This is a genomic window from Aquimarina celericrescens (assembly GCF_042682765.1).
In the GTDB taxonomy this organism is placed as follows: domain Bacteria; phylum Bacteroidota; class Bacteroidia; order Flavobacteriales; family Flavobacteriaceae; genus Aquimarina; species Aquimarina celericrescens.
The window spans coordinates 751233-777416 of sequence record NZ_JBHUHY010000002.1; the positions used below are offsets into that span (position 1 = coordinate 751233).

Annotated in this window: 23 protein-coding genes; 3 read left to right on the forward strand and 20 right to left on the reverse strand. The window is 33.5% G+C overall.

Annotated elements, in window-relative coordinates; genetic code table 11:
• Window positions 1–13: 13 nt before the first annotated feature.
• Window positions 14–1291, reverse strand: coding sequence for an OmpA family protein (locus tag ACFSJT_RS03290; protein ID WP_378318770.1), 1278 nt, complete (start codon window positions 1289–1291; stop codon window positions 14–16).
• A gap of 426 nt (window positions 1292–1717) precedes the next feature.
• A complete protein-coding gene (locus ACFSJT_RS03295; RefSeq protein WP_378318771.1) occupies window positions 1718–4678 on the reverse strand; it encodes a hybrid sensor histidine kinase/response regulator transcription factor in 2961 nt (986 codons plus the stop codon).
• 142 nt (window positions 4679–4820) lie between these two features.
• Here ACFSJT_RS03295 and ACFSJT_RS03300 point away from each other — a divergent pair, with 142 nt between their 5' ends.
• Window positions 4821–6158, forward strand: coding sequence for a M28 family peptidase (locus tag ACFSJT_RS03300; protein WP_378318772.1), 1338 nt, complete (start codon window positions 4821–4823; stop codon window positions 6156–6158).
• 57 nt (window positions 6159–6215) lie between these two features.
• Here the strand turns inward: ACFSJT_RS03300 and ACFSJT_RS03305 are convergent, their stop codons facing one another.
• The 6 genes from ACFSJT_RS03305 to ACFSJT_RS03330 form a co-directional block, all read right to left on the reverse strand.
• Entirely contained in the window at window positions 6216–6929 is a 714-nt protein-coding gene (locus ACFSJT_RS03305; RefSeq protein ID WP_378318773.1) for a DUF2071 domain-containing protein, read from the reverse strand.
• A 362-nt stretch (window positions 6930–7291) separates the two neighbouring features.
• On the reverse strand, window positions 7292–7669 hold the full coding sequence (locus ACFSJT_RS03310) for a nuclear transport factor 2 family protein (protein WP_378318774.1): 378 nt from the start codon (window positions 7667–7669) through the stop codon (window positions 7292–7294).
• Window positions 7670–7980: 311 nt separating this feature from the next.
• Entirely contained in the window at window positions 7981–8685 is a 705-nt protein-coding gene (locus tag ACFSJT_RS03315; RefSeq protein ID WP_378318775.1) for a hypothetical protein, read from the reverse strand.
• 6 nt (window positions 8686–8691) lie between these two features.
• Window positions 8692–10002 carry a Na+/H+ antiporter NhaA gene (gene nhaA / locus ACFSJT_RS03320; RefSeq protein WP_378318776.1) on the reverse strand — a complete coding sequence of 437 codons (1311 nt, stop codon included), beginning with the start codon at window positions 10000–10002 and terminating at the stop codon, window positions 8692–8694.
• Between the two features lie 126 nt (window positions 10003–10128).
• A complete protein-coding gene (locus tag ACFSJT_RS03325; protein ID WP_378318777.1) occupies window positions 10129–11220 on the reverse strand; it encodes a serine hydrolase domain-containing protein in 1092 nt (363 codons plus the stop codon).
• A gap of 455 nt (window positions 11221–11675) precedes the next feature.
• Window positions 11676–12722: an alpha/beta hydrolase family protein gene (locus ACFSJT_RS03330; protein WP_378318778.1), complete on the reverse strand. Its 1047-nt coding sequence runs from the start codon at window positions 12720–12722 to the stop codon at window positions 11676–11678.
• A gap of 529 nt (window positions 12723–13251) precedes the next feature.
• On the opposite strand from ACFSJT_RS03330, the gene ACFSJT_RS03335 reads away from it, so the two are divergent.
• The gene (locus ACFSJT_RS03335) at window positions 13252–14010 is read left to right on the forward strand and encodes an FkbM family methyltransferase (protein WP_378318779.1); all 759 of its coding nucleotides are present in this window, start codon (window positions 13252–13254) and stop codon (window positions 14008–14010) included.
• Window positions 14011–14127: 117 nt separating this feature from the next.
• Here the strand turns inward: ACFSJT_RS03335 and ACFSJT_RS03340 are convergent, their stop codons facing one another.
• The 4 genes from ACFSJT_RS03340 to ACFSJT_RS03350 all read right to left on the reverse strand — a co-directional run bounded on the left by ACFSJT_RS03340 (window position 14128) and on the right by ACFSJT_RS03350 (window position 16488).
• Window positions 14128–14436, reverse strand: coding sequence for a DUF6892 domain-containing protein (locus tag ACFSJT_RS03340; protein ID WP_378318900.1), 309 nt, complete (start codon window positions 14434–14436; stop codon window positions 14128–14130).
• Between the two features lie 176 nt (window positions 14437–14612).
• Window positions 14613–14810: a DUF7738 domain-containing protein gene (locus tag ACFSJT_RS20480; RefSeq protein WP_465252805.1), complete on the reverse strand. Its 198-nt coding sequence runs from the start codon at window positions 14808–14810 to the stop codon at window positions 14613–14615.
• Window positions 14811–14845: 35 nt separating this feature from the next.
• Entirely contained in the window at window positions 14846–15382 is a 537-nt protein-coding gene (locus ACFSJT_RS03345; RefSeq protein WP_378318780.1) for a GNAT family N-acetyltransferase, read from the reverse strand.
• A 200-nt stretch (window positions 15383–15582) separates the two neighbouring features.
• Window positions 15583–16488 (reverse strand): hypothetical protein, encoded by a 906-nt coding sequence (locus tag ACFSJT_RS03350; RefSeq protein ID WP_378318781.1) that lies wholly within the window; start codon window positions 16486–16488, stop codon window positions 15583–15585.
• A 240-nt stretch (window positions 16489–16728) separates the two neighbouring features.
• On the opposite strand from ACFSJT_RS03350, the gene ACFSJT_RS03355 reads away from it, so the two are divergent.
• Window positions 16729–17034, forward strand: a complete 306-nt coding sequence (locus ACFSJT_RS03355; RefSeq protein WP_378318782.1) for a hypothetical protein — start codon at window positions 16729–16731, stop codon at window positions 17032–17034.
• A 270-nt stretch (window positions 17035–17304) separates the two neighbouring features.
• Here ACFSJT_RS03355 and ACFSJT_RS03360 read toward each other — a convergent pair whose 3' ends face one another.
• From ACFSJT_RS03360 to ACFSJT_RS03395, 8 genes are all read right to left on the reverse strand, one after another.
• Window positions 17305–17988, reverse strand: a complete 684-nt coding sequence (locus ACFSJT_RS03360; RefSeq protein WP_378318783.1) for a hypothetical protein — start codon at window positions 17986–17988, stop codon at window positions 17305–17307.
• A gap of 445 nt (window positions 17989–18433) precedes the next feature.
• Entirely contained in the window at window positions 18434–19150 is a 717-nt protein-coding gene (locus tag ACFSJT_RS03365) for a VIT1/CCC1 transporter family protein (protein WP_378318784.1), read from the reverse strand.
• A 12-nt stretch (window positions 19151–19162) separates the two neighbouring features.
• The gene (locus ACFSJT_RS03370) at window positions 19163–20068 is read right to left on the reverse strand and encodes a mechanosensitive ion channel family protein (protein ID WP_378318785.1); all 906 of its coding nucleotides are present in this window, start codon (window positions 20066–20068) and stop codon (window positions 19163–19165) included.
• A 433-nt stretch (window positions 20069–20501) separates the two neighbouring features.
• Entirely contained in the window at window positions 20502–21548 is a 1047-nt protein-coding gene (locus tag ACFSJT_RS03375) for a nuclease-related domain-containing protein (protein ID WP_378318786.1), read from the reverse strand.
• Between the two features lie 98 nt (window positions 21549–21646).
• Window positions 21647–22054, reverse strand: coding sequence for a hypothetical protein (locus tag ACFSJT_RS03380; RefSeq protein WP_378318787.1), 408 nt, complete (start codon window positions 22052–22054; stop codon window positions 21647–21649).
• 149 nt (window positions 22055–22203) lie between these two features.
• The gene (locus ACFSJT_RS03385) at window positions 22204–22788 is read right to left on the reverse strand and encodes a hypothetical protein (RefSeq protein WP_378318788.1); all 585 of its coding nucleotides are present in this window, start codon (window positions 22786–22788) and stop codon (window positions 22204–22206) included.
• 184 nt (window positions 22789–22972) lie between these two features.
• A complete protein-coding gene (locus ACFSJT_RS03390) occupies window positions 22973–23968 on the reverse strand; it encodes a leucine-rich repeat domain-containing protein (RefSeq protein WP_378318789.1) in 996 nt (331 codons plus the stop codon).
• A 477-nt stretch (window positions 23969–24445) separates the two neighbouring features.
• Window positions 24446–26161: a serine hydrolase domain-containing protein gene (locus ACFSJT_RS03395; protein ID WP_378318790.1), complete on the reverse strand. Its 1716-nt coding sequence runs from the start codon at window positions 26159–26161 to the stop codon at window positions 24446–24448.
• Between the last annotated feature and the right edge of the window lie 23 nt (window positions 26162–26184).

The window sequence follows — 26184 nt, forward strand, 5'->3', positions numbered from 1 at the left end:
ATTGTTTTCGTTTTTACAGTTTAATAAATTCCACCCTCCTGTTTTTAGCTTTGCCACTGCTTGTAGTATTAGACGCTACTGGGTTCGATTCTCCTTTTCCATCAGTAACCATTCTGTTTTTATCAATACCATATTGGTTCACTAGTGAATTCATAACAGCAACAGCTCTTTTTTTTGAAAGTTCCAGATTACTTGCTTCTGAGCCATCGGCATCGGTATGGCCAATGATTTTAATTCTTACGTCAGCATTTTCTTCAAGGACGTTAGCTATTTCTCTGATTATTTTAAAAGACTCTGAAAGAAGTGCATCACTACCAGATTTGAACTGAATAGCATTCGTGCTTAGTCTACCCTCGGTAATTAGTTTACTTCGATTATCTACGCCCGCCTTTCCTACTCTAAAATTGGTGATATAGACTTCATCTTTATCAGGATCATCTCTTAATCCTTGAACAAAAAGTTTAAACGTATTGGCCGAAGCCGGAACTAACCTTGGTATATCAACCAATTTATTATCATTCATCCATACTCGCATTCTCGGGCCATTTACAGCAATAGCAATATGTGATTTGCCATTAATTACATCTCTGTAATCCTTTCCTATATTATTGCGAATAATCCTTTTACCATTTTCTTTTTTCTCTAAAACCCCTGGTGAAGATATCCAGGGACAAGGAGACAGTTCAACCATAACGAACGATCTCGGACTTTCAAACAGCTTAGCATCCTGCAGAAATAATTTGATCCACGCCTGAGAACTTGTTTGTCTATCCAGGCCGGTCACGTACATATCAAATTCTATAGTATAATTTTCGGGTAATGATCCTTTGATCATTGGTATATATAGAGACTTACCACCTAATCTCAGCCATTTCTTTCCTTCAATAACAACTACTTCTCCACTGCCATTAGTATCCCATTTTGCAGGAAAATCTCCTTTATTATCTCTGCTAAAATTATCTTCAAAGATGGTGACAGGTCCGGGTTCAAAATCGGGAGCTCTTTCTACTGTAACACCGCTATTGCTACTATTTTCACTTTCTGTTGAATCTGAAGAACCAATTACTGGGCCTTTTGCTTTTTTCTTTTTCTTTTTTTTCTTCTTTTTTCCTTCAAGGACTTCGTCAAGCGCTTTATCTGTTTTTTTCTGACTTTCCTTTTCTACCCTTCTTTCTACAGTTCTTTCAGCTGCTTTTTCTGCTTTTTTTGCTAGTTTTTCAAAAAACTGAGCATTTCCAGAAAAGATAAATCCTAAGAAGATGATGGTTGTGTAAAATCTTATTGTTTTCATTAGCTTGTTAATTATTTATGAGTTACATTTTTTCTGATGTTACTATTTTAGATTTCTAAATTTTAAAGTGATTTTTTTCATTATTTTTTCCTAAATGTTGTCTTCTTAATGAGTTTATTTTTACTTATAATTTTCAATTCATAATTACCTTTCTCCAGTGCATTCACATTTAAGTAAATCTCATGACTTGGCATCTTAGGAATATCTCCTTCGAGGATAAAAGGATTTTTTTTCATCAAAACGTTAATAAAGAGAGGGACTAACTTCAATTATTAATCACAAAACTATATGGGGTAGAGAGAAAGGATTATCAGAAATGTAACAAAGCCTGTAACATATGTAACAGACTAATAGAAAGGGGTAAAACCCTCTATAATAAAGGGTTTTTAAACTTTGGAAGAAAAACTGAAATAACCTATTTAATGATTATGACTTAGCAAAATCTGATGGAGATACACCAAATTGTTCTTTAAAACATTTTGTAAAATACGAATGGTTATTAAATCCTACTGCGTAACCTACCTGTGAAATGTTGATTTCTGATTTTTTTAGTAATTGAGCAGCTAGTTTTAAACGTTGGCTTCGTATGAATTCTGTGGTTGATAAACCCGTAAGTGCTTTTAATTTACGATGTAGTTGCATTCTGCTCATTCCTAAGGTAGCAGCAAAATTCTCGGCACTAAAATCACTCTCTACCAGGTTCGCATCCATAACATCCTGAAGGCTGCTTAAAAACTGTTCATCATAAGAACTTACAGAAATTTCTTTTGGGGTCAATATCACTTCCTGGCTAAAACGTTCCTGCAGCTTCTTTCGGGATTCCAGTAAGTTATGCACCGTGGCTTTTAAAATTTCGGTGTTAAAGGGTTTAGTTACATAGGCGTCTGCACCGATCTCTATACCTTCTAACTTATCCGCGTCGCCTGCTTTGGCCGTAAGCATCATGATTGGGATATGTGATGTTGTTTGATGTGTCTTGCTCTTTTCGGTCAATTGCAGTCCATCCTCGTTGGGCATCATCAAATCGGTAATTATTACATCGGGAACGTATTTGATGGCCTTTTCAAAGCCTTCTTTACCATCTTTTGCCGTTTTGATCGTAAAATCATCTGTGAATAATGAGGAAAGATATTCTCTAAGCTCAGCATTATCATCTACAATCAATAGTATAGGATCATCGGCACCTTCTTCCTTATGGTTATCAGTAATGCTCTCATTTAAAATCCTATCCAATTTTTCTCCTTCTGTTTCGGTATCATTACTTTTTGATATATCTCTTACATCAATTTCTTCTTTACTAAAAGCTTTTTCTTCTATAGGAAGGGTTACCTGAAAGCTGGTAGATGTTTCATCACTCTTTGCCGTTATAGATCCTTTGTGTAATTCTATCAATTCTCTGGTTAGTGCCAAACCGATTCCCGTGCCTGTTTTATTTTCGTGAGCACGATGAAATCTGCTAAAGATATTGGTAAGCTCTTCTTTAGATAAGGCAGTGCCTGTATTCTTTACCTCCAAATGAAGAGATGCGTTTGTTTTTTGCGCTAATACAGAAATTTTATGATGTTTAGGAGTGTATTTTAAGGCATTTCCTACCAGGTTATTGATTATTTTTTCCAGCACATCGCGATCAAACCAATACATAGTATCATCTAAGTCTATATGAGCTATAAATTTTTGGTGATTGGTCTCGGCCTGGTACCTAAAAGAAGATAGGGCCGCTTTCAAGAACTGAGATAAATTCGACTGCCGAACCTTTAAACTATACTGATGCGATTCTAATTTTGAAAGATCCAGAATTTGATCAACCAGCGTAAGTAATCTAGATGAATTATTTTTAGCAATCGTAAGGTTCCGCTTTTCCTGAGAAGTTAATGCTTCTTTTTTCAGTTGTTCTTCAATGGGTCCGTTGATCAAGGACAGAGGTGTTCTGAATTCGTGAGAAATATTTTCAAAGAATCTTGACTTGGCAGTATCTAATTCTTTCAGCTTTTTATTGGTTTTTTGACGGTTACGTAATGCCAGAAATAGAAAGATACCTGCTAATGAAAAAACTCCTATACCCGCAAGAAATAAATTACGTTGATTGGACTTTTGAATTTCAATGGTTTTCTTTTCAGCCTCTAAAAGAACTATTTCTTTTTCTTTCTTTTCTGTCTGATATTTCGTTTCTAGATTTTTAGATAGTTCTAGATTATTCAGCTTATTAATACTGTCATTAAGAACTCGCCACTTTTTACTATATTTTAATGCTAAATCATATTTACCTAATCCTTCAAAGGCCTTAGCGTAACCTTCACTTAGCCCTCTTAAAGTATGAAGATATAGGCTACCACTTTGATCCTTTAATAAATCCTCAGTCTTATTTAGATACAACAAAGCTTCTTCATTTTTTCCCTGATCTATATAGAATTGGATAGCATACAAGTATGTTTCAAATTTCAAATCTGCAGAAGTTTCTTTAGTTATTAGTTTTTCGGATTTTCTCAGATACTTCTCTGCGTTTTCATATTCCCCTAATGCCGAGTAACTATTTAACAATTTTACGTATACTTCATTTTTACTGTAATCGTTTCCATAGTTGTCATAAAATTCAACAGACTTAAGATATTCTTTTATAGACTTTCTATACTGCTTGATTGCTTGATAATATGTTCCCCTAAGATTATGAGTATATGCTATTCCTTCTTTATCGCCTAGAGACGCATAAATCGATTCGGATTCATTGGTATAATCCAACGCTTTCCTATCATTAAAATTTATATAAATATTACTAATATTATCGTAGATCAAAGCAACATTTCTGCTTCTTTCATTATTGGCTTTGTAAATAGAATCAGCTATCAAGTAATACTTAATTGCCGTTTCATAATTATCTTTTTTATAAAACTGATTTCCCAACATTGTATTGGCCGAAGCTATTAATAGCCATTTTCCAGAATTGTTAGCACTTTTCAGAGCTAACTTTCCCGTTGCTTCGGCTGCTTTGAGATTACCTTGTTTACTCTCTAGAATAGCTATCCTTCTATACGAATCAGAGATCAAACTGTCATCCTGTTTCCTCTTCGCTATTTCAAGAATAATATTTGTATGATATAAGGCACTATCCAGCTGAAACCTAAAATAATGATATTTGGCTGATAAACTATGTGAATTGATTAAATATTCGGGAGCTCTCCCCGCGAAGTCATTTATATATTTTTCATAAGATCCTGCAGAATCAAGATTCCTATATAAGTAATATTCAAAAATAGAAGTTAGTGTTTCGAATTTTCCTTGTTCATTATTAGATTCTTGTAAGACATTTTTTAAAGAATCTATTTTTGATGAGTTTTGGCTGTAAAAAAAAGTAGACACGAAAAAAAATAATACTGCAATAGAAATTCTCATAAGTCCAAATTTACCATCTAAATGTAATTAAATTTTAACAATTCATTTTATTAAATGTATTTTGTAATGAATCTTATAAATTTGTTAAGATAAGATAAGTAGTAATCCCTTTTACTTAAATTAGGCGATCAAATTAGCACAAATGAAAATAGTATTTACCTCAGCATTCCTTTTAATAACAACTTTTTTAATAGCACAAACAGATCAAAAAATTTATGATATTATAGATAATGTCTCTGCCAATAGAATTGAAAAGGATATTAAAACCCTTGCGGGTTTTGGTACTCGTCATACCTTAAGTGACACGGTTTCTCAAACCAGAGGAATTGGTGCTGCCCGAAGATGGATCAAATCAGAATTCGATAAAATTTCTGCAGCTTGTAATGATTGTCTTGAAGTTTTTTACCAGAAAGATTTAGTTAAAAAAGGAGCAAATCAACGTATCGTTAAAGACGTTTGGGTAGTGAATGTGGTAGCTATACAACGCGGAACCAAATATCCAAATCGCTTTATTATCATGAGCGGGGATATAGATTCTCGTATCTCAGACCCTACCAATTATACCGATGATGCTCCGGGCGCTAACGATAATGCCAGTGGTATGGCCGGGGCTATTGAAGCCGCAAGAGTGTTATCCAAGTATCAGTTTGAAAGCAGTATCATTTACGTTGGACTATCTGGAGAAGAACAAGGACTGTTTGGTGGTAAGGGTCTAACGAAATATGCAAAAGAAAAGAATTGGGAGATCGTTGGGATCATGAATAACGATATGATTGGAAATATCAAAGGCGTTGATGGTGTTATTGATAACCGTACCTTTAGAATTTTTTCTGAACCGGTCCCTCCAACAGAAACTGAAGAGCAACGTAAGTCCAGACGTTTTTATGGTGGTGAAGTAGATGGGATCTCCCGCCAATTGGCTCGTTATATCCATAAAAATGTAAAAACCTACATGCCAGAGATGAACCCTATGTTAGTATACAGGCTAGATCGTTTTGGTCGTGGTGGTCATCATAGACCGTTTAATGATGCTGGATTTGCAGGAATCAGAATTATGGAAGCACATGAAAACTATACACAGCAGCACCAAGACATTCGAGAAGATAATGGAATTAAATATGGAGATGTGGTTGAACATGTTAATTTCGATTACGCAGCAAAACTCACCTCAGTTAATGCTATCAATTTGGCAAGTATCGCATGGGCACCTCCAGCAGTTAAAGAAGTAGAAATTGGAGGTATCGTAGAGCCTTCAGTTAAATTTAGATGGAAAAAAATAGACGATCCCAATATTAAAGGATATAAAATATATTGGCGTGATACTACTTCTCCTACCTGGGACCATAGCCGTTTCGTTGGAGACGTAGATAATTTCGTTTTAAAAGGTATTGTAATCGATAATTATCTGTTTGGATTAAGCACCGTTGGAAAAAATGGATTTGAAAGTCCGGTAACTTTTCCTTCAAAAAACTTTAGATAATTTAGTAGATATATCCAGTGCATCCTTAAATCAGGTTGATCTTTTTTTACCTAATAATTATGCTTTCATTGGTTTCAATCCAATCCATTCATGTTCGATAGTTCTCATCAAAAGAGCATTATCGAACTTTACAGAACCTTTTGGAAAGATATCTTCATTCTCAAAAAAGCTTGATCGTACTTCTTTTACTTTTAAAGGAGATACTTTCCAATTATAAACTTTGAGTTCTAATCCATCAAATTCATTTTTGTGGGGAGAGTATCCAATCGAACCGTTTTCAAAAAAATCAGAAACGCAGTTTAGGTTTTCAAATACACTTTCTTCATTCCAATCCTTCGTTTCTTTAGCTTTTATAGATAGCGAAGTTTTATCGTCGCTTACAAAAGCGACGTCATAGTTTCCATCGGATTCATGAACAGAAAACTCTGCAAGATGATGGACTCCAGGGAAGATTGTTCCCCCAGCGAATGCATTTAATTTTGAAGAAGTGTCGCGTCTTGGAATGTAAACTCCTTCTTTTAATTTTCCGTTTTCCGTCCATTCTATCGCGATTCTGTGTGCTCCATTTTCTGAAGAAATTCCAATTTCCTTGGGTAATCCTTTAGGTCTTATTTCTTTCAATCTTATCAAACATATCCCTGCAATACCTTTTCCATCAACTAACTTAGGCTTAAAAGGCTTTGGCAGATAATTCTCCAAAACTACCCTATCTATCTGATAATTTATGAGAATCCTACGGTCAATTATTCCTTTAATTTTTGGTATTTTCATTTATGAGAGCTATAACTACCAGCTTGGTGATAGTTTGTTGTGGAAAATTCTACAGCGACTATTACATATTTATTGAGCAATGGTTTAAAGATACATATTTTAATCAGGAAATTATCTACCAACCTGTTGTGCATTTTTAAGCTCATACTCTAAAAAAGTATCAAGTCAAGCGGTTTTTCATAGTGTAACGGAGAAAAATTGTATTTCAACATACTCAGCAGGGCTATCGAAAATAGCTTTATGGATCCAAAATGCACAACGGGGAATGCATATAATTCGAGTTTATCGTGACTTTAATCTCTTACCGTTGGAAACGAGGGTATTTTTTCATGACAACAATATTATTTTTTTTATTTCTCAATTCATTTTGCAACATATACTGCCGGTATATCCCAGACCTCTTTAATCCTACCGTCAACAATACGCCATACCACTACCACGTCAACTTCTAGCTGTTGATCTTCAAGATTCAGGGTGTTTTTAGTTTGAACAACAACCAGTTCATCTCCAATAGCAGTTGCAGAAATAGGATTTACCTTAAAAGTACCTTTAGTACGTCTCGCCATTTTTTCGAAAAACGTCTTAAAACCTTCAAGGCCCTTGTAGTCTCCATGCACATCGGGTAGTTTAGGATTAAAATAATGCCAGACCGCATCTTCTGCCAGAACTTCAGCGGCTACAGCAATGTTCGTTGGATTAAATCGCTTTAAAACAGCGATATTGGGATGCTCTTCATTCATGATACTTCGTTTTTTGAGTTAAAAAATCTTTGATAATTTCAATAGAAGTTCTTGAAATTTCTATGATATTAGTCAATTCAGGTAATCATACCCTTTTTAACTCTGCTAAACTCCTCTCGAAGTAACACTATAAATCTAATTTTTTAATGATTTCCAATTGCGCCTGCAAATTGTATATACTATTTATGCTAATTATGTTGGTAAACAAGCATCATCTACTGCTAAGATAAGTATGCTATTCAGACATATCAGGACAATACATTTATAGTGCATTCATTAGTAACTTAAGGACGTGATGGTAATTCACAAATTTACAGGCCGTTGATACGTTTCCATGAGCTTATTTCGCTTGGGTGTTCATTGTCGTTTGGATAATTCTTGCTAACAAAGTCAAATTGCTTTGTCGTGAGTAAGACAAAAGATCCATTATTACCACAGCTAATCGGATAGAATTGTTCATTAGAACCTTGTTTTCTTAGTTCTGAATTGAGCATCTCGATAAAATTCACGTAAGCAATTCCCCAGTCCAGATCAGAAAATTGTCCATCGAAGGCTACATATTCATTTCCGTTCAGTTCTATCGTATGTTTCCAACTGTTTTGATTTTGTTCACTTTTTTCTTTGTTAAACTCTAATTTTAATCCCAATTTTTTAAAGGATCTTTGGACGTGACTCAAATATTCGGTTAATCCACCAACTTCAAAAAGTTCTTCACAATCAATCCAGTAAAAGCGATTATCCTTAAAATCTGTCGTTTCACCTCGCAATTTACCTTGAAAGAAGTTTGACTCTACATATGATTTTTCAAAATCAATTTTAACTTCCTGTAGTTCGTTTTTGTCTGTGAGTGCGAAAAAACCAAGCTTTTCTAAGCTATCGATGATTTCCTTACCGGATAGTTTTTTATTAACCTCTTTTGTGGAGCTTTGATTCTGATTTTTCGAACGTATCTTTTCCTTTTTTGAAGTACAGCTTATTAAAATTGAAACGAGAATAAGAAGAATCCAATTTTTCATTAGTTTTTAATGTTTTTCCACTCTTTTACTGGTTAGTCTTAGAATAGTATATCCAACGATTCCCGCAGTAAACGAACCTATGATAATCCCAACCTTTGCCGAGTTAATACTTATTAAATCTTCGTAAAAAGCCAAGTTATCGATAAAAATCGACATCGTAAACCCAACTCCCGCAATCGCTGAAATCCCCAAAATTTGTTTGAAATTTACACCCGTTGGCAATTCAGTAATTTTCATTTTATATCCTACGTACGAGAATAATGCAACACCCACAAATTTGCCAACAAACAAACTAATAGCAATATTCATCATTAGGGCAAAATCGAAATCATAATCTAAACTAATGACTACACCAGCGTTTGCAAAAGCAAAGACAGGAAGGATAAAATAAGCGACCAAACTATGAAGCTTGTGTTCGAGATGCTGTAAGGGTGAGCGAACTTCAAAAGCCAGATCGTCTAAATTATCAATAGATTTCATTTCATCTTTTGTTAGTAAATGCTGATCATCGTCGTCTGTTGCATTCATGAGTGTACTCAAGATGTCACGAATATGATCTGAAAACAGTTTTATATTAATCCTTCTTTTTATCGGAATGGTAAATGCCAAAAGGACTCCTGCAATGGTAGGGTGTACTCCAGATTTCAGAAACAAGAACCAGATAATAATGGCCAACACAATACCTATAGCGAATGAATATTTTCTGGTATAATACAACAGTCCTAAAAAGGCAATAAGAATAACACCATACAGAATAAACATCCAATTTATGTTTGTACTATAAAAGATAGCAATAACTAGTACTGCCGCAATATCATCTATAATGGCAAAAGCCGTTAGAAATATCTTAAGACTTAACGGAACTCTTTTACCCAACGTACTTAAAATCGCCAATGCAAAAGCAATATCTGTGGCCATTGCGATCCCCCAGCCTTTTGTGGTATCTGGGTTTTGATTTAAAAGTAAATATAAACCTACAGGAACCAGAACACCCCCTAATGCGGCAACAAATGGAAATGTTGCCTTTTTTAAGGTGTTAATTTCTCCAACCAGTAGTTCTCTTTTTAGTTCTAAACCAATTAAAAAGAAAAAAATAGCCATTAAGCCGTCGTTTATCCACAAAATCAACGGTTTCTTTAACTCAAAACTTTGAAACGATATTCCGATTTTATACTGCCAAAGGTTTTCATAATATTCACCATATGGAGAATTCGCCCAAATAAGAGCCACGATTGTTGCCCCAAATAGCAACATTCCAGCAAAGCTTTCGATTTTAATGAACTTTTGAAACGGAGTTAAGAGTAGTTTCTTTATCATGTAAATTTAATAATTATAAGAGTGGTAGTATTGTTTGGTATAACAGATATAGTAGAAGTACATTGGGCCTGATTAATCATAAAGTGCTGTTTCTCTTACGAACTTACAGAATTTCTCATTATAAGTTTAATCCAATGCATTAAGAATTTTGCTCATAATGGTATACGACCTTCGTTGCCCATATCCTGGGCCGTAAGCGCTTGATGTAAGTGCGATAATCATATTTTCTTTGGGTACCACGACCAGATGATTGCCCCCATTTCCCGATGCAAATAGATAATCGATGTTCTTGTTACCAAAAGTTCTTGAGGTTTTATACCAAAACATACCGTATGAATCGGCAAGTGAAAAATACTCAGAAATATTGAAGTTCTTATGCGTTATCAGTTCTTTTATAAAATTTGGATCAATGATTTGGATGTTGTTCCACTTTCCTTCATTCACAACTAGCAAACCCAGTTTAGCAAAATCTAACGTTGAAAGGTACAAATTACCAGCAGCTCCAGTCTGATTAGAAGCATTAGTATACCAATAAACCTGTTCAATTCCCAAAGGATTAAACAATTTTTTCTGGGCATAGTCTTTTAAACTCATTCCTGATGCCTCTTCGATTGCGAAACCAATTAATAAAGCATTAATATCGGCATACACCCACTCTTTCCCCGGCTGAGATTTTAGGGGAACATTGAGAAGATACTCTTTCCAATCATCTTTGGTAATCCATTTCCCTACGTGGCCTGCAGTTTTTGGTTTGTCTGTATCTGCGTCCAATCCCGAAGACATGTCAAGAACATGTTTGAGTTTGATTTTTTTATAATCCTCATTAACAGAGTAATACTTATTTTTGGAAAAGAGAGCGTAAACGGTCTGATCTAAATTTTTAATTAGGCCCTCCTTGATTGCTATTCCCAAAAGCAAAGAGGTAACACTTTTTCCTGCCGATCGAATATCATGAATCGTCTTTCGCCAAAATGTATTAAAATATTCTTCGATAACAATGTGATTATCTTTAATTACAACCAGTCCTCTAAAGTCTTTGTGAGGAGTCTTATATATAGTATTCAATAGGTTTTCAATAGAATCTCTTTGAAAACCAGCTTTTTCCAAAGAGGTAACAGGTAATTCTTTACTTCTTGATTTTAGTTGATCAGGTGCTGTTTTTTGAGCATTTGAACTAGCAAAGAAGAATAAGCATATAGAGAGAATGATTACTTTCATATTTTAGATCTAAATATCGTATGTATCAAATATTTAAATGTAAAAATACATATATTTCCTTCATGCTAATAGTTTTTATAGACAAGTAGTATCTAATTCATCTATAAAATATCTGAAATCGCAATACGGCTCACCCTCTGCGATTACTTGATTACGTTTGAACACAATTCCCTTGGGGTAGATATTTTTGAATGTAAAAAGCGGGGCTTAGATCTTTGATTTCCTAAACGAGTATAGATTTTTTAGATGTTTGTGTAATCCAGTTACCGTTGTTGTGTGCCTCTTTTCATTTTACTCTTAAGACTTTGGTATCAAAATCAGTTATTAAAGATACTCTGTCAAATATTAAATATACAGTGTCAAACTTTGATTCTATTTGATAATTTTCAGATTCGTTAAACTGAGAGAGAGTTTGGTAGCAACTAATTATAGGAAACATTTTTAGAGATAGTTTTTTATCTTTTAATTAACCAATCTTCAATAGTATTAAGAAAACCATCGCATCTCTTGTAAGGTAACTTGTTATCTTGGAATTCATAGAAACCTCCAGTCTTGCATTCGAAAATATTATGGTTACAATTTGGAAAAGATTTTATTGTTAAATCTGTATTTTGTCCTAATGTTTTTTCATATAATAATCTGGTTTTTTTCCAGTCTACGTTCATATCAGTTTCTCCAAATAACGCCAAAACCGGAGATTTTAAATTTGATAAGATCTCATCTAAATTCTCAATGTATACCGGTAAGCTTGTTTCTTCATCAAGAGTTTTTTTCATGAGAGGTACTTGAAAACCAGAGTATGCTTCTTCATTCATCTCACCCATATTCTCGCGAACAAACCGTAACCAAAATGCGTTGTTTTGGAGATCTTTAGTCACACTCATATAGGTTTCGAAACTTCCACCAGAGTGAGCAATTTTTATTCCTTTTAACCATTGATCAACAATTAAGTTGATTGAATCTTTAGGTAACCTATCAATTCTTAGGTTTTCTTTGAGAAGATAACCGAAGTTTTCTTTATCATCTACGCCACTTACTGAAATCCAAAATGCAATATCTTTGTATTGGTTTATTACAATTGGATTTATCCAACCAGCCCTACTAACCCCATATAAACCAATAGTATTTGATTCAGTTATTTGCTTTTCTTTCAAAGTATTGATTGCTGCTATAGCCTCAGATGCGCTATTTTGAACAGACTGATGATAATTGAAAGTACCAGCACTTTTTCCACATCCCATTTTATCCCACATATATGTAGCATAACCTGTTTTTACGATGGTTTCTCTTATATCTGAATACCATTCCTGAGCTACGGCATTGGTTTTTCCAGATCCATGTACTATAAGCACAATTCCCTTGGGCTTTTGATCTTTTGGAAGATTCAATACCCCGTTCAACACTACTCCCTCAAATTCAAAGTCCAAAATTTGTCTATTGCTTTGAGCTTTCAAATTAGTGACAATCAGTACTACCATTGTTATTACAGTAATTCTTTTCATTTTCTAGTACTATTTTTTCAATTACCGCTATTGTTATGATATAACTTTGATAGGATTCTCCCAGTACAGATGTGTAAATTTGTTTAATGTTACAGTTCGAGGTAAGAATCGCCTCCAACAATTGGATAAAATCACTTCTACGAATATTTATAAACTTCTACAAATAAGTCTTTTACAAAAATCAATAATGACTTTGATAGTTCTTTACGGGTTTCTATAATAGGCTTGTATTTTTGGGTGTAGTAAGTGTTTAGTAATTGAATAAAAAGATTACTTCGTCGTACCTCCTCGTAGTGACGGTGTATTCGTCATTGCGATTCACCTCAAGCGAAGAAGCAATCTTTTTACTAAAAGAAGAGAATATAATTTCATTGTAGGCAAACTACTTCGCGACTAGCCAGAGAGTTTTTAAATTATGATTATCGAGTAAAAATTTTAAATGAGATCGTATTCAACTTCTTTAAAATTTGATACTTTTACCCCTATGAAATCTTTAATAAAGCATATCGTCAGGAAATTATTCCAGAAAATGAGGACTCAAAATACGAATCAACTACCTATGGTAATTGTTAATGATAGAATTGGTATGAGTATCGTATCTAATGGTTTTTATGAAATTGATATAGTCAATACCATTATGAGTTCTTTGGATTTTGATCCTCAGAAAAATACCTGTTTAGATATAGGAGCCAATATTGGAAATCATTCCGTTCAGTTTAACAATTATTTTAATAAAGTAATTGCATTCGAGCCTCAAGTAAGAAATTTTAAAATCCTAAAATTAAATACTGACCCTTATGATTCTATAAGTGCTTATAACTATGGATTGTCTTCTAAAAATGAAGAAGCAGTAATCAACATTCCTTATGGAAATAGTGGTGGTGCTTCTCATGTAGTACCAACATCATCTAAAAATAAATTCTATTCTGAACAAATACAATTGCGTGTTTATGATGATGAATTCGACGAGCAAATTTCTTTTGTAAAAATTGATGTGGAAGGTAATGAGTTAGAGGTGATCAAAGGGATGAAGAATACTATTCAGAAATATAAGCCGGTCATATCTTTTGAGTATAACTATACCGAAAAAGATGGAGTTCTAGATATTTTAAAGGAATTAGGTTATGAACGGTTTTTTGCACCAAAAACTCCCTTCTTAAACCGGTTGCTTCGTTCTGGCAATCTTTTTGCTGTAAAGCACCTTTGTGAAATAGATTTACCCGTTAAGAAAGACTTTGCGTTAATTACTACTTTTCATGAAGATTCGGCATATAAGGTCAAGACGTAGTTTTAATTCATACCCACGAATTCTACCGGGTAATTGTGTTCAAGTTTTACCTTTAGAAATCTTTTCTACCACCAATAAGCCATGTAGAGTATAATTACATTCCCAGATTACATAACATTACTCACAAAAAGTAGGGCTTAGTGTTGGATCATAACCTTCTTTCTCAAGATCAATATCCCTTTGGGTATACCAAATAACAAATTCAAACAGATCAAATTTTGGTGAAATCAATTTCTTACAATACATAAGTTCTTGAATTATGCATAATTTAAAGCCAAAATCTAAAAACTCAACTTGTTCTTCATCTATCTCTTTTACAATATACTTGTTTTTTGGTATTTCTTTGATTGAGGAGTCTTTAAAAGTAGTTATTTCAATTGTTTCAATTTTATTTTCATGTAAGTCAAAACAGACGGCTAATATTATTGAACACTAAAGCTTCTTATGAATCAAGGTCAAAACGTTTAATCCTCTTGTTTTTATTTGCTCCATAATAGGTTGTAGCTTTCCGATCATTAAAATAAAAATCTCCTTTAAAAACCTATTCAGGGCTAAAGTCAGAACCTTCTTCTTTAAGCTTGAGCACCAGACTTTCTATTACTTTACCATTTTTTTGAATAGGCCAAGATTCCTAATTGATCCCAAGCGTAGATTGTGTTATACTTTTTCTTAGTAATTTTTTTTGGAACCAATAAAACATTTTCTAAAACCTTTATTTCAATTTGAAAACACAAAGTAGTATCATTGATACTGAAGTTATCTTGGGATAGTCTTAATGTAATTATATTGTTTTCGTCAATTAGCTATAACGGTTCGAATAAACGCTCGTTTTAATTTAATGACGTTTATTTTTTGTTATAAGTTGTTGGTCACACCAATACCAGATAGCTTCTTTACTCCCAGCTTCGTAGGGAGCAAATTTGTCGAATTCCATTCCAATTTTTTGCATCACCCTGATCGATGCATTATTTTCTGTCATTGCAATAGCAATTATCTTCTTTAATTGGAGTTGATAAAATCCGTAAGCTAAAATGGCATCAGCTGCCTCAGTTGCGATACCTGATCCCCAATATTCTGGCAAAAATCTGTACCCAAGATCAATTTCATCAAATTCTGGTAGATACTCCAAACCTGCCCAGCCTACAAAATGCATTCCATTCTTTAAAATAGTGGCCCACCTGCCAAATCCGTACTTCTTATAGTTGCTAATTCTTGTCTGTATTGCCTTTTCTATTTCTTCTATTGATTCAACTACAGGTTCTCCTGTATACTTTTGTACTTCTGGATCAGAATACAACTTAAATAGTTCCTCTTTGTCATCCAAAGTGATTTCTCTTAATAATAATCTTTCTGTTTCGATCAAGTATTTCACTGTATTACTTCTAGTGTTCAGGTTATGGTTGGTACTCGAATTAAAAAGTAGTGAACTTTTGATTAAGCACTTAGCCAAAACTTTTTATTTTGTCTTATCTTTTTATTTATAAAATCAAACCAAAAGGATTTGGCAGACTATAATATCGCTTACAAAAAGCAGGGTTTAGATCATTAATTTTCTAATCCATCTTGTTCTTTTTAAGGGCTTGTAAAACGGTTATCATTATTAATCAAAGTATTTTCTTCATATTTGTTATGAATTAGGATTATAGCCAATCCGAAAAGAACAGCTAGCACTATTAAGATCGTACTTATTAATCCGCTTACTCCGAATGACATACGGATTAAAATCGTTGAAACTACAAATCCAGAATTTCTTATTATTTTGTGAAATTTATCAGTGTAAAAGAAGGAAATTAAAAGAAGAACTACATCCACTAGAATCAAAACTGTAAAAAATTTGTCAAAAAACAGATTATTAATGGTTTCATAACTAGGATAACCAGTTGAAGTTAAAGAAACACCTAATATCCAATTAAAAAGAGTAACTAGAGCCATTGTAAAAAATATGGGAACTAAAAGAACGGCTATAATTTTCTTTGTATATATGAACTTTTCAATTTTTGGTTTGGAGTTACTTTGTTGCTTTAATTTACGCATTCCTTGTTTTTGAAAGTGAAAAATAAGGTAGAAAAGAATGATTGATGCCAAAATATCATATGTAAATTGTATATCCCCTTTTATATCAAACCAATCAGACGAAAGTTCTATTGCAGATAAATCCTTGAATAATTTTCGAATAATTATAAGTGTTATTATTTCATACTGTTTGGTTATGTAGGTGGTAAATGACTTTGGCAAGTAATATATAAGTAAATAAACTTCATAGATAAGAATAAAAGAGAACGGGGTGTAAATTGCAGATATAGGATTACTAAAAAATTCTGATTCCGTAAGAAAATTAATGATGCTAAATTTAGATAGGTAAATTAAAATTAAGTGAATGGAAAATCCTATTAGTGCAATATATAGTATAATTTTTTCAATTCGCTTTTTGGCATATTCAGACAGAAAAATTTGATATAATTTGTTCAATAAATTCATATTTTATTAATTCTGATATGTTTTGCCACGATCTGGTATAAGAATAGTATCGGATTTTGAAACGCCACGTTTTCGGCTTAACGTAGCTCACTATCAGCGTCTGATACTTTTTCCTTCATAATTAAACCGCTATTACCTTTATGGTATACCTTCTGCCTGTTGTACAAGTTAGCAAAAAATTACTATTGTCTTAATGCTATTTTTGAGTTATTGCTTTAACTTAATGACATGTAAGGTAAAATGGTTGATAAAGAAGAACTCTTCAATGATTTTCGTTTGAGTGTTCGTGTTCCTGGGAACAATTTTTACGGGCGTTCAAAAGAACTAGCTCCTTTGGATTATTTGTACACTAGTACAAAGGAATTTTATGGTAGTAATGGTCAGCAAAGTATCGATACAGAGGCAAGGATTGGTGTCAAACCGGGCAAGGCCAGAAAGCTGAACTATGTAAACCAAACGATAGGCTACTATGGAACCAGTATTTGGAATCCTTACCCAATTTATGGGACTTCAAAAAATAAATACCATTGGCATTGGGGAGGCTAACACAGTAACGCACCTGGCGGCTATTGCTTATCAACTTAAAAAGTACTTAAAATTCAATAAAAACACTTTACAAAGTCAGGCAGAGGCGATGCTTTCGTGTATTTTATCATGAAAATCCTTTCTAAGGCTTCAAAGAAGGCGTTTAGAAGATATTTACATCCCTAAGATATTATAATATTGCTCACAAAAACCAGAGCTTAGATCATCGATTTTCTAATCAACCTTTTATTAGAGGCTTGTGCAGCGGCAATTGTTACTGGCAAATGTTGTTTATTCTCTCATTACTACTGACGGATTACGCATCATAAATATCCCAATCCATAGAAACCAAATTATTTGACTAATTCCAAAAATCTCTGTAAAAAAATCTAATGGATAGATAGTTAAAATTCCTGCTATTCCAACAATAATACTTAGAAAAATCAAAGGCTTTGAAAATAATTGTCCTTTCAGAGCGATTATACTTATTAATAACACCCAAATTCCGCCTACGATTTCATTTCCTCCACCGAGTCCTTCAGAAATGATACTTATACTTGACCAAATTTGCATTGCATTTTCTGGTTCTCTAATTCCGGTCTCGATTACATATTTAAGACCTATATTCGTTATCATTCCACTTGCGATAACCAGTCCGACCCAAATTATCCCAAACACAAATGCTAATTTTGAAAAGCTTGGTGAATAGTTTTTCAATCTTTGGTGTATTGCTAAAACTAATACTGCTAATAATATTCCAAATAATACATAGCTCACAAAATTTAAGATGGCTAAGGTGATATAGTTGTCAGATAGAAAATTCAATTCGGCTACTATGCTAGCGTTGGCATTAGGGTAAACCAATACACCGCCATAGACAAGGAAAGCAGCGATATAAATAAGAGCCTCAAGAATTGCACATACTCCACCTAACTTTTGAAATTTTTTTAACCCCATATTTTTAAACCTTTTCATTAGAGACGATTTAAAATTGATTTCGTTACTCGGCTTTGCCCAATGTTTTTGTGTATGATTTCGTTGTGTGTTTACAATACAGGATTTAGCAAATACAAACCGAATAGAAATATCGGGAGTCCCGACGCTTTGGGATTCGCAGAAAGGCTTGCACAAGCAAATGAATTATTGGAAAAGTTACTGTATGCCTTTGTTTATTTACCACTATAGCCAGATCTCATATTCCATAATGCTATTGTTAGAGGCGGTAAAGAAAACGATCAATATAATATTTAGGTAACCATCACACACTATAGTCTGAATCTTTCCAGACAAATTGTTACAAATAATGCCTTGAATTAGAAAGGGTAATATTACTCACAAAAACCAGAGCTTACATCATCGATTTTCTAATCAACCTTTTTTATAGGCTTGTGCAACGATTACTGGTGTTGTGTGTAGTTTTTTATCCAACATTCACATTGAACAAATAACCAACCAGAGCAGTCAGCCCCATTGCCACAGTTCCCCAGAAAGTAATTCGTAGAATTGCTTTCCCAATACTAGAACCGCCTGTTTTAGCCGCTAGAGCTCCTAAAACTATTAGAAAAAATAGGGCAAAGCCGTAAAGTGAATATTCCATACTCTTTAAAGGAAGAAATAGTGTTACTAAAAAAGGAAGTAATCCTCCTACTGTGAATGCAGCACCAGATGCAAATGCCGCTTGTATAGGTTTAGCTTGACTAATTTCATTAATTCCTAATTCGTCTCTAATATGTGCGCCTAACGCGTCGTGTTTCGTTAATTCTTGAGCTACTGTTCTAGCAGTCTCTTTTTTCAGGCCTCTTTTTTCATAAATTTCTGCTAGTCGTTGTAATTCAATTTCAGGCATTTCATTCAATTCTTGCTTTTCACGCTCTATATCAGCTTTTTCAACATCTGTTTGCGAACTTACTGAAACGTACTCTCCGGCTGCCATAGATAAAGCACCAGCAACCAGCCCAGCTAAAGTTGCCAAAATAACAGGCTCTCTCATATCATTCGCAGCAGCAACACCAATCGCAATACTTGCAGTTGATAAAATACCATCGTTAGCTCCAAGTACAGCCGCTCTCAACCAATTACTCCGATGTATGTAATGAGGTGCTAAATAATCATCTAATTTGTCTGTTTTTTCTGCCATTTATTCTGTTTGTCATTCTTTTTCAATATTGATATTTGGGATTCTAACAATCTCAACTGTGGTAGAGGCTAATTGTACTTTACCATCAGTCTTTTGAATTTCTTTGCCAATAAGTTCATTCAATACGTGTTTTGTGTATCTTCTTTTCTTGTAGTCTACGATATAGCGCAGATTGAATTGTACCCAATTGTCAGTCATAGTTATTGCCAAAGTTGGTTCGACTTGAGCATTTTCGATATAGTATTTATTTACCACCTGTTTCCATTCAGAGATAGATTTAGAGACATATTCAGATAAAGTTTCAGAGGCAGCCTTAACTACAATGGTTTTAGCTAATTCTATATCAGATTCATATCTAATAGGAATATTAAATTCGTCCCAAACAAACGGAAAATCCTTTGAATAATTATAAACAGGACCTTTGAAAACAAAAGCGTTACTTAACTTTACGATTCTTCCACTATAATTATCACTGGAAACCCATTCACCAATTTCCATCATCGTAGTATATATACTGTCAATATCGATTACATCACCTTTTATATTATTAATTTCAATTCTATCTCCGGGTTTATAGACCCCCACAAAAAATATATAAAATGAGCCTGCAACGCTTAAAATTAACTCTTGTAATGTTATTGTAATTCCGGCTGTTAGCAATCCTATAGCTAACGCAAAGTCTTTTATACTTCCTGTAAAAAATGAAATTGTGATTATAATAAGCAGCACGTAGCCAAAAAATTCTACCCCTTTTTGAGATCTATATCTAATCCTGGTATCCGGAAGCTTTTTTCTTAAAAATCGTCGAAGAAACGCGATGGTAAGCAATATAAAAACAGCCCAAACTATATATTTTATAATATTGGAAGAAACAGGATGATCATTAATCCATTGATTTATTTGTTCAAGTACTTCCATCGTTTCTTAGATTACACACATTGTTTTCTGTATGATTAGTTGCGAGAAAGTTTATGAAGACTTTCTGCCGTTGTTAAAGATAATTAATGCTCGTGAATTTCCATTAAGGAAATTCAGCTACTATAAACCCGAACATCTCGTACCCTTAACAAGGTAGCAAAAAGATAACATTAAGAATGTTTTTTCTTGTATGAGGTTGATAACATAATGGTATACAAGGCAAAAAGGTTGATGAAGAAAAACTCTTCAATGATTTTCGTTTGAATATTCGTGTTCCTGGGAACAGTTTTTACGGGCCTTTAGAACAACTTTATGTTCTTAACATATTATAATATACCCTAAACAAATCATCGCTTATATTGAAGCTGTGGAATTTGATAATTACTTTTTAAGGACTTGTGCGATGGTTATCGTTATTGACCTTAATTTTTATTCAAATTAATTCTTTTACTATTCTATCAAATTGTTTATCTGTTAACACAGGTTCGAAATATTTTATGTAATCATTCAATTCTCTCAGCAGTTTTATACTTACATATTTAAATTTACCCCTTGGTTTATTATTAATCATTACAATAAGATTACGAATCGGGACTCTTTGTTCTCCCCAATGATGTTCGTGTAAAGTTATGTTTTTCGAAATGTATACATACAAAGCAAAATTTGACCTTTCAATTTGTTCGATTGGTGACCTTAGACTAAGAGAATTAACAGATGACTTGCTCCAGTTTTTAGTTTCCAATATAAAAATTCCTGCTTTTGATATTAAAAGATGGTCAATTTGGATGGAATAAATTCTCTGATTATACTTTTTGTAAAAAATTGGACGAGAAAATCTTAGATTAAAGTCATTAATTAAAACATAATCATCTGAGAGCTTTGCGACTTCTTTTACGACTAAATTTTCTCCTATTGCTCCAGAAATTAGATTTCTAGAGCTTTCTAAAACATTTCGTATATATTCTAATTTTTCAATTTTAGATTTTGCTCTATTTTCAATTATGTTTTGTTTGTCAGTTTCGTATTCTTTTATGAAAAGTTCATCATTTTCAATATTTCGGTTAAGGCTTTTTACTGCTGAACTTATCAGTTGAGTTTTATTCTTAACGTAGTAATTTGATTGTTTTTTTAGTGAATATAGTTTTATACTTGATATTAGTTTTTTTAGAAAGTTTTTGTCCTTGGTAATAATGGAATCGATTTTTGTCTTTAAATCAGAAATTCGATTATCTATTTTTTCTGTCTCTAAATTGATTATTTCAGCCTTGTGTTGTTTTCTTTGTTTTAGGCTATTGCAAGTTTCAAAGTATTCTCTTTCTAACTTGTCAGATTCATTATCGAGAATAGTGAGTTTTTCGGTGTTATAATTTGATAAGAAATCATTAATCTCTTTAACAGAATTAAATCTGGAAATACCATTATTATCTAATTCAGATTTTAAGGATTTCAGTGACTCTATTGTTCCGTATACTCTTGCCATTTACGAAATTTCTCAATGTTCGGTAACGTTCCGGCTATGAAGCGTAGGAACGGTTTGGTTGGTTGGGCCTATACTTTATTGCCATTCTTGGCAGTAGTTCATTTTTTCTTTTTTGTGAGTCCTATATATGCTCCAGTTGATACTGGTACATAGGAGAATTCTACTTTTTGATTTTCAATTAGTAATTCTAAAGTTTTGTTCTCTTCGTTATGAACGTATTTACAGTCGAGAACTAAAGTTCTTTTCTTAGTATTAATATCAAGATATTCAATCTTTAAAGTCTCATTAAAAGTCCAAATAATTGAGTTGGATTTGAGAGAATCTGCGTCTATTTCAACTATTGATAATCCAAAATCTTTCAAGTCAGAAATGGTCTCTTTGTCAACTTGTTTTGAAGATTGCCATATTGTCCCCTCAATATCATTGAAATATCTTCCTTTAGGAGCCTGAGCGAACAAACTCAAATTCATTAGTAAAATCAGAAAAGCTAAAAGTACTTTTTTCATTTCGTTTTTTAATTACTGCCAACGGGTTTGTATAACCATCGTTGCGGTCTGGAAGTTACCATTTTTTTCCGCTAGCCGGATTTTGATTTGTAGGAATTGATGTTCGTCTTAACCAACTCCGCCGCAACGGTTACCGTTATTGTGCAACGTTATTGTTTTTCGAGTTCAATTGATTTATTGTTCAATGTGTTGTTTTTGAATAGTAAGCCAATAATTCCTATTGTCAAAACGATATGCCCTAAAATCACAATGTATCTATTATTATCAAAGACAAACGAGCCCAATCCTGTTATGAGTACTCCTAAAATCGTTACTGCAGAGAATAGAGTCTGTTTTCTTATGAGTTTTCCAGCGTGTATTGCCAAACCAAGATAAAATAAAGCTGGCCCTATGGTTATAAATGGAATTCTGATAGATGGTCTGCTCATTATTTGATTTATCAAATTGTTCATTCCTTCGTAATCAGTTCCATAACTCCACCAAAGAAAATCTATAACAGCTTGTCCTATAAGGGCGATAATTCCTATTGAAGTGAGAACAGTGGCAGTATTATTAAAAATACCATCTGAAAATATGTAGTTCACGGATGAACATAGTAATACTCCTAAAAATAGTAACCAATGGACATAATCAATTGGCTTTTGGGATTGGATGAATTCTGTTCCTTGAAGTAACAATATTTGATTCAGGATTAAAAAGACCAGTCCAGTTACGGCATAAATTTTTAGTTTCATTGAGTTTTAATTTAGAAGTCAGAACCGATTTAAATATAAGCTTTTCTTAGCCTTTACAACTTTTCTTTCATCAATTTGTAGAATAAGTTTGACGAGTTGTTCTAATGTTGCACAACGTCTCTTGTATGGTGCGTTTGCCTGCCAAAGGCGGTATATGCAATATACAAATTGTTGTAGCACGTTGTTATATATTCATTCCGTAATCCCACTTTTGTATCCCTTTTTCTTTTAACCTTTCTTTCATATCATCTTCAAGCCAAAAAAATAGGTTTGTATACTTTACCGTTTTTGAATTTAAAAGAAAGTCAGTCGCCTGTTTTAATAATTCTTTGCGGTAAGCAGCTTTGAAGTTTTCTGGGAAGAACAATAAAAAAATATCCAAATTTGATAATTGATTCAGGTTGGTTATGTCAGTTAACCTACTATTATTTTCAATTTGAATTCGTTTTAAATTTGTTAATCCACTCAAGTCGGGAAGACTTTCCATTTGCGACATTCCCTCAAAATAAAGAGAATTTAAATTGTCCATACCTTTCAAAAAACCGTAGTTCGGAATTTGTCTTGTTCTGCTTATTTCAAGAGTTTTAATACTTTTTACATTGGCAATTGCATCAAGATTTTTATAACTCCCAAATAGTAAACGTAATTGTTTGAGATTATTAAGATTGTTGATTAAATCAATGTCATTCATTTTCACTCCACGAAATGTAAGGCGTTCAAGATTTGAAAGTTCTGAGGCATTTTCTAATCCTTTTTTCATTCCGTCAATCCATAAAGTTGTTAAGTCTTTAAATTCCTTTATGAAACCTAAATTAACGGCAGTTGACTTAGTTTCCCCTATTCCTAAATCCGTTAAATTCTTATTTTGTAACAGAGGCGTGTAGTCAGATGTATTGTAAGAAGAAACATCAAAATTTCTTAGAGCAGGTAATTGAGAATAAAAGTCAAAGTTCATTTGGTTATACCATACTATTCTTAGTCCAATTTCTGGGTATTTTTGATAGAATTCATTCAAAGTGTCCCAAGTTACCTTTTTGGGGTTTTTAAATTGAAAAAATTGGAGTGAATGAATGTTTTTTTCTTGAATCAGTTTAGGAATATCTGAAGGTTTTAAGTCATCGTAGATATTAATGTTCCCATTAAAATTTCCCCATTTCTTCTTTTTATTGAATATTCCCATTTAGTTTTTTAGATGTGCTACAACAATTATATATGTATAAAAGTAAACATATTTTAAGTATAGCAATTGCTATTATTATCATATAAAAATACTTAAAAACATTTGCAAGCATTTATAAACGTTTATAAATGCTTACAAATACCTCTTTCTACAAAATTCGACAATAACTTTTATCCTTCTTTGCGGATTTCCGAAGTGGGTTTGTATTTTTTGATGTTATGAGTATTTAGCGCGTGTAGAAAAAGATTACTTCGTCCTTTCAATCCTCGTAATGATTGTGTGTTTGTCATTGCGAATCTGCTTGACGGCAGGATAGTATAATGAAGCCATCTTTTTACTAAAAGTTACCTGGTTTTTTCATAGCTCAAAGATTACTTCGCCCTTTCAGGCCTCGTAATGACGGTGTGTTTGTCATCTAAACACTTTTTTGAGAGTAATTTTCTTAAACGTACAACAGGTCAATACATTTTAAAGTTACTACTCTAACAATGCCGGAAGTATGTAGTGTTCTACTATATTTTCGGGTTGCTCATTTAATTTCCTGTTTCTATAATTTCCTGAAGTGATCACCGCCACAGCTTTCATCTCGGGTAGCACAAAAATAAACTGCCCTCCTGCCCCTCTGGCTTCTATAGATTGTATTTCTCTACCTCCTGCTTTATAAGTTCTGTGCCACCACTGATACCCGTATTCATTTTTGTTTTTTGCATCTTCTAATCGCGTATGTTTTTTGAAAGAATCTTCTACCCAGGTTTCCGAAACGATCTGTTTCCCTTTCCACGTTCCTTTGTTCGCATATAATTGTCCGAATTTGAGCATATCTCTCGGGGTCAAATACATCCCTCCTCCAAAATAGGGTGTGGTTCCTGTATTTTCTGTCTGGATCATATACTTGGTAATTCCTAAGGGAGATAAAAGCTTTTGATCCATATATAATTCCATAGGCTGTGATAAACGTTCATTTAAACAAACCCCCAACAAAAATGGATTTGCAGAGCCGTAATTGGCATGGGTTCCTGGTTCGTTGACCATAGGAGCTTCTAATACAGTTTTTAACCAGTGCTCTGTTTCCTGATAATTTCCTTCTGATGCTGCTCCGTCTACAGCCAATCCAGAACTCATGGTCAGTAAATCCTTTATTCTTATTTTAGATTTTAAAGGATCTTTGGTGTATTGGTAGGTTGCGGGGATACAACTATACAGTTTTTGGTCGGTACTTTCGATAATCTTATCATCTATGGCAATACCAATCATAGCAGATGATATGCTCTTTGACGCAGAGCGTTGATCGTGTGGTATTGAAGCATTATATCCCTCAAAATAAGCTTCGAATGCTAATTTTCCTTCTTTTGCTATTAGTATGCTATGAATATTTTGTAAAGACTTTGCTTCAACAGCATCAATAAGTTGTTGAAGCTTTTTCATATTAACCCTATGACTATCGGGTCCGGCAATATCCCAACCGTCATTACGCTGTTTGGGTACGGTTACTTTTTGACGTGTTATAGGAATAGAAGTTCTAAAATCCCACTCGGTGGTAGAGCGTTCCAGCAGAGTTTTGGCAAAGGGCTTACCTGCAAACCATAGTTCTAGTGCAATTTTATCGTCCAGCAATTTTCCTTTGAAGCGCAGCCCGGTTTTATAATCTCTAAACAATAACGTATCGTTTTCTTTACTAAAATCGCCGCACCACGTTCCTGTAAATCTTTGATCCCCAAAAAAAGGATAAGCTTCAAAACGCTCCCCTTTTACATTTTCAACAGCCAGATATATCTTTTTTGATTGTAAGGTATCGATCATGATAGGATTCCATGTACCCCTATAGACATTATCCTGGTTTTTTTTAAGGCTAAGATGATACATAAGTATCCCGGAAGTAATAAATCCGTCAATTTGGTTTTTATCTTCGGTGAATATCCCTTTAAATGTTGTGTTTTCATCAATATCGAATGTAATATGCCCCGTGCTTCTTGAAGCCATCGTTTTAGAAAACCTAAAATCGTCATTTAGTATTTGTAATTGATACTTTACATCATTACTTTCTAAAATTTCTAAAGCTACCGTAAAACTGAAGGCACTCTTGGCGGGTAATGTCCCCTCCCAGTTTCCTTCGTATGTGTTTATGCCCTGTTGCGCGCAGCATACCAATACCGATGATATTAAAATTGTAAATGCTCTACATAGTTTTGTCATGATTATCGTATAAGTGAAGGACA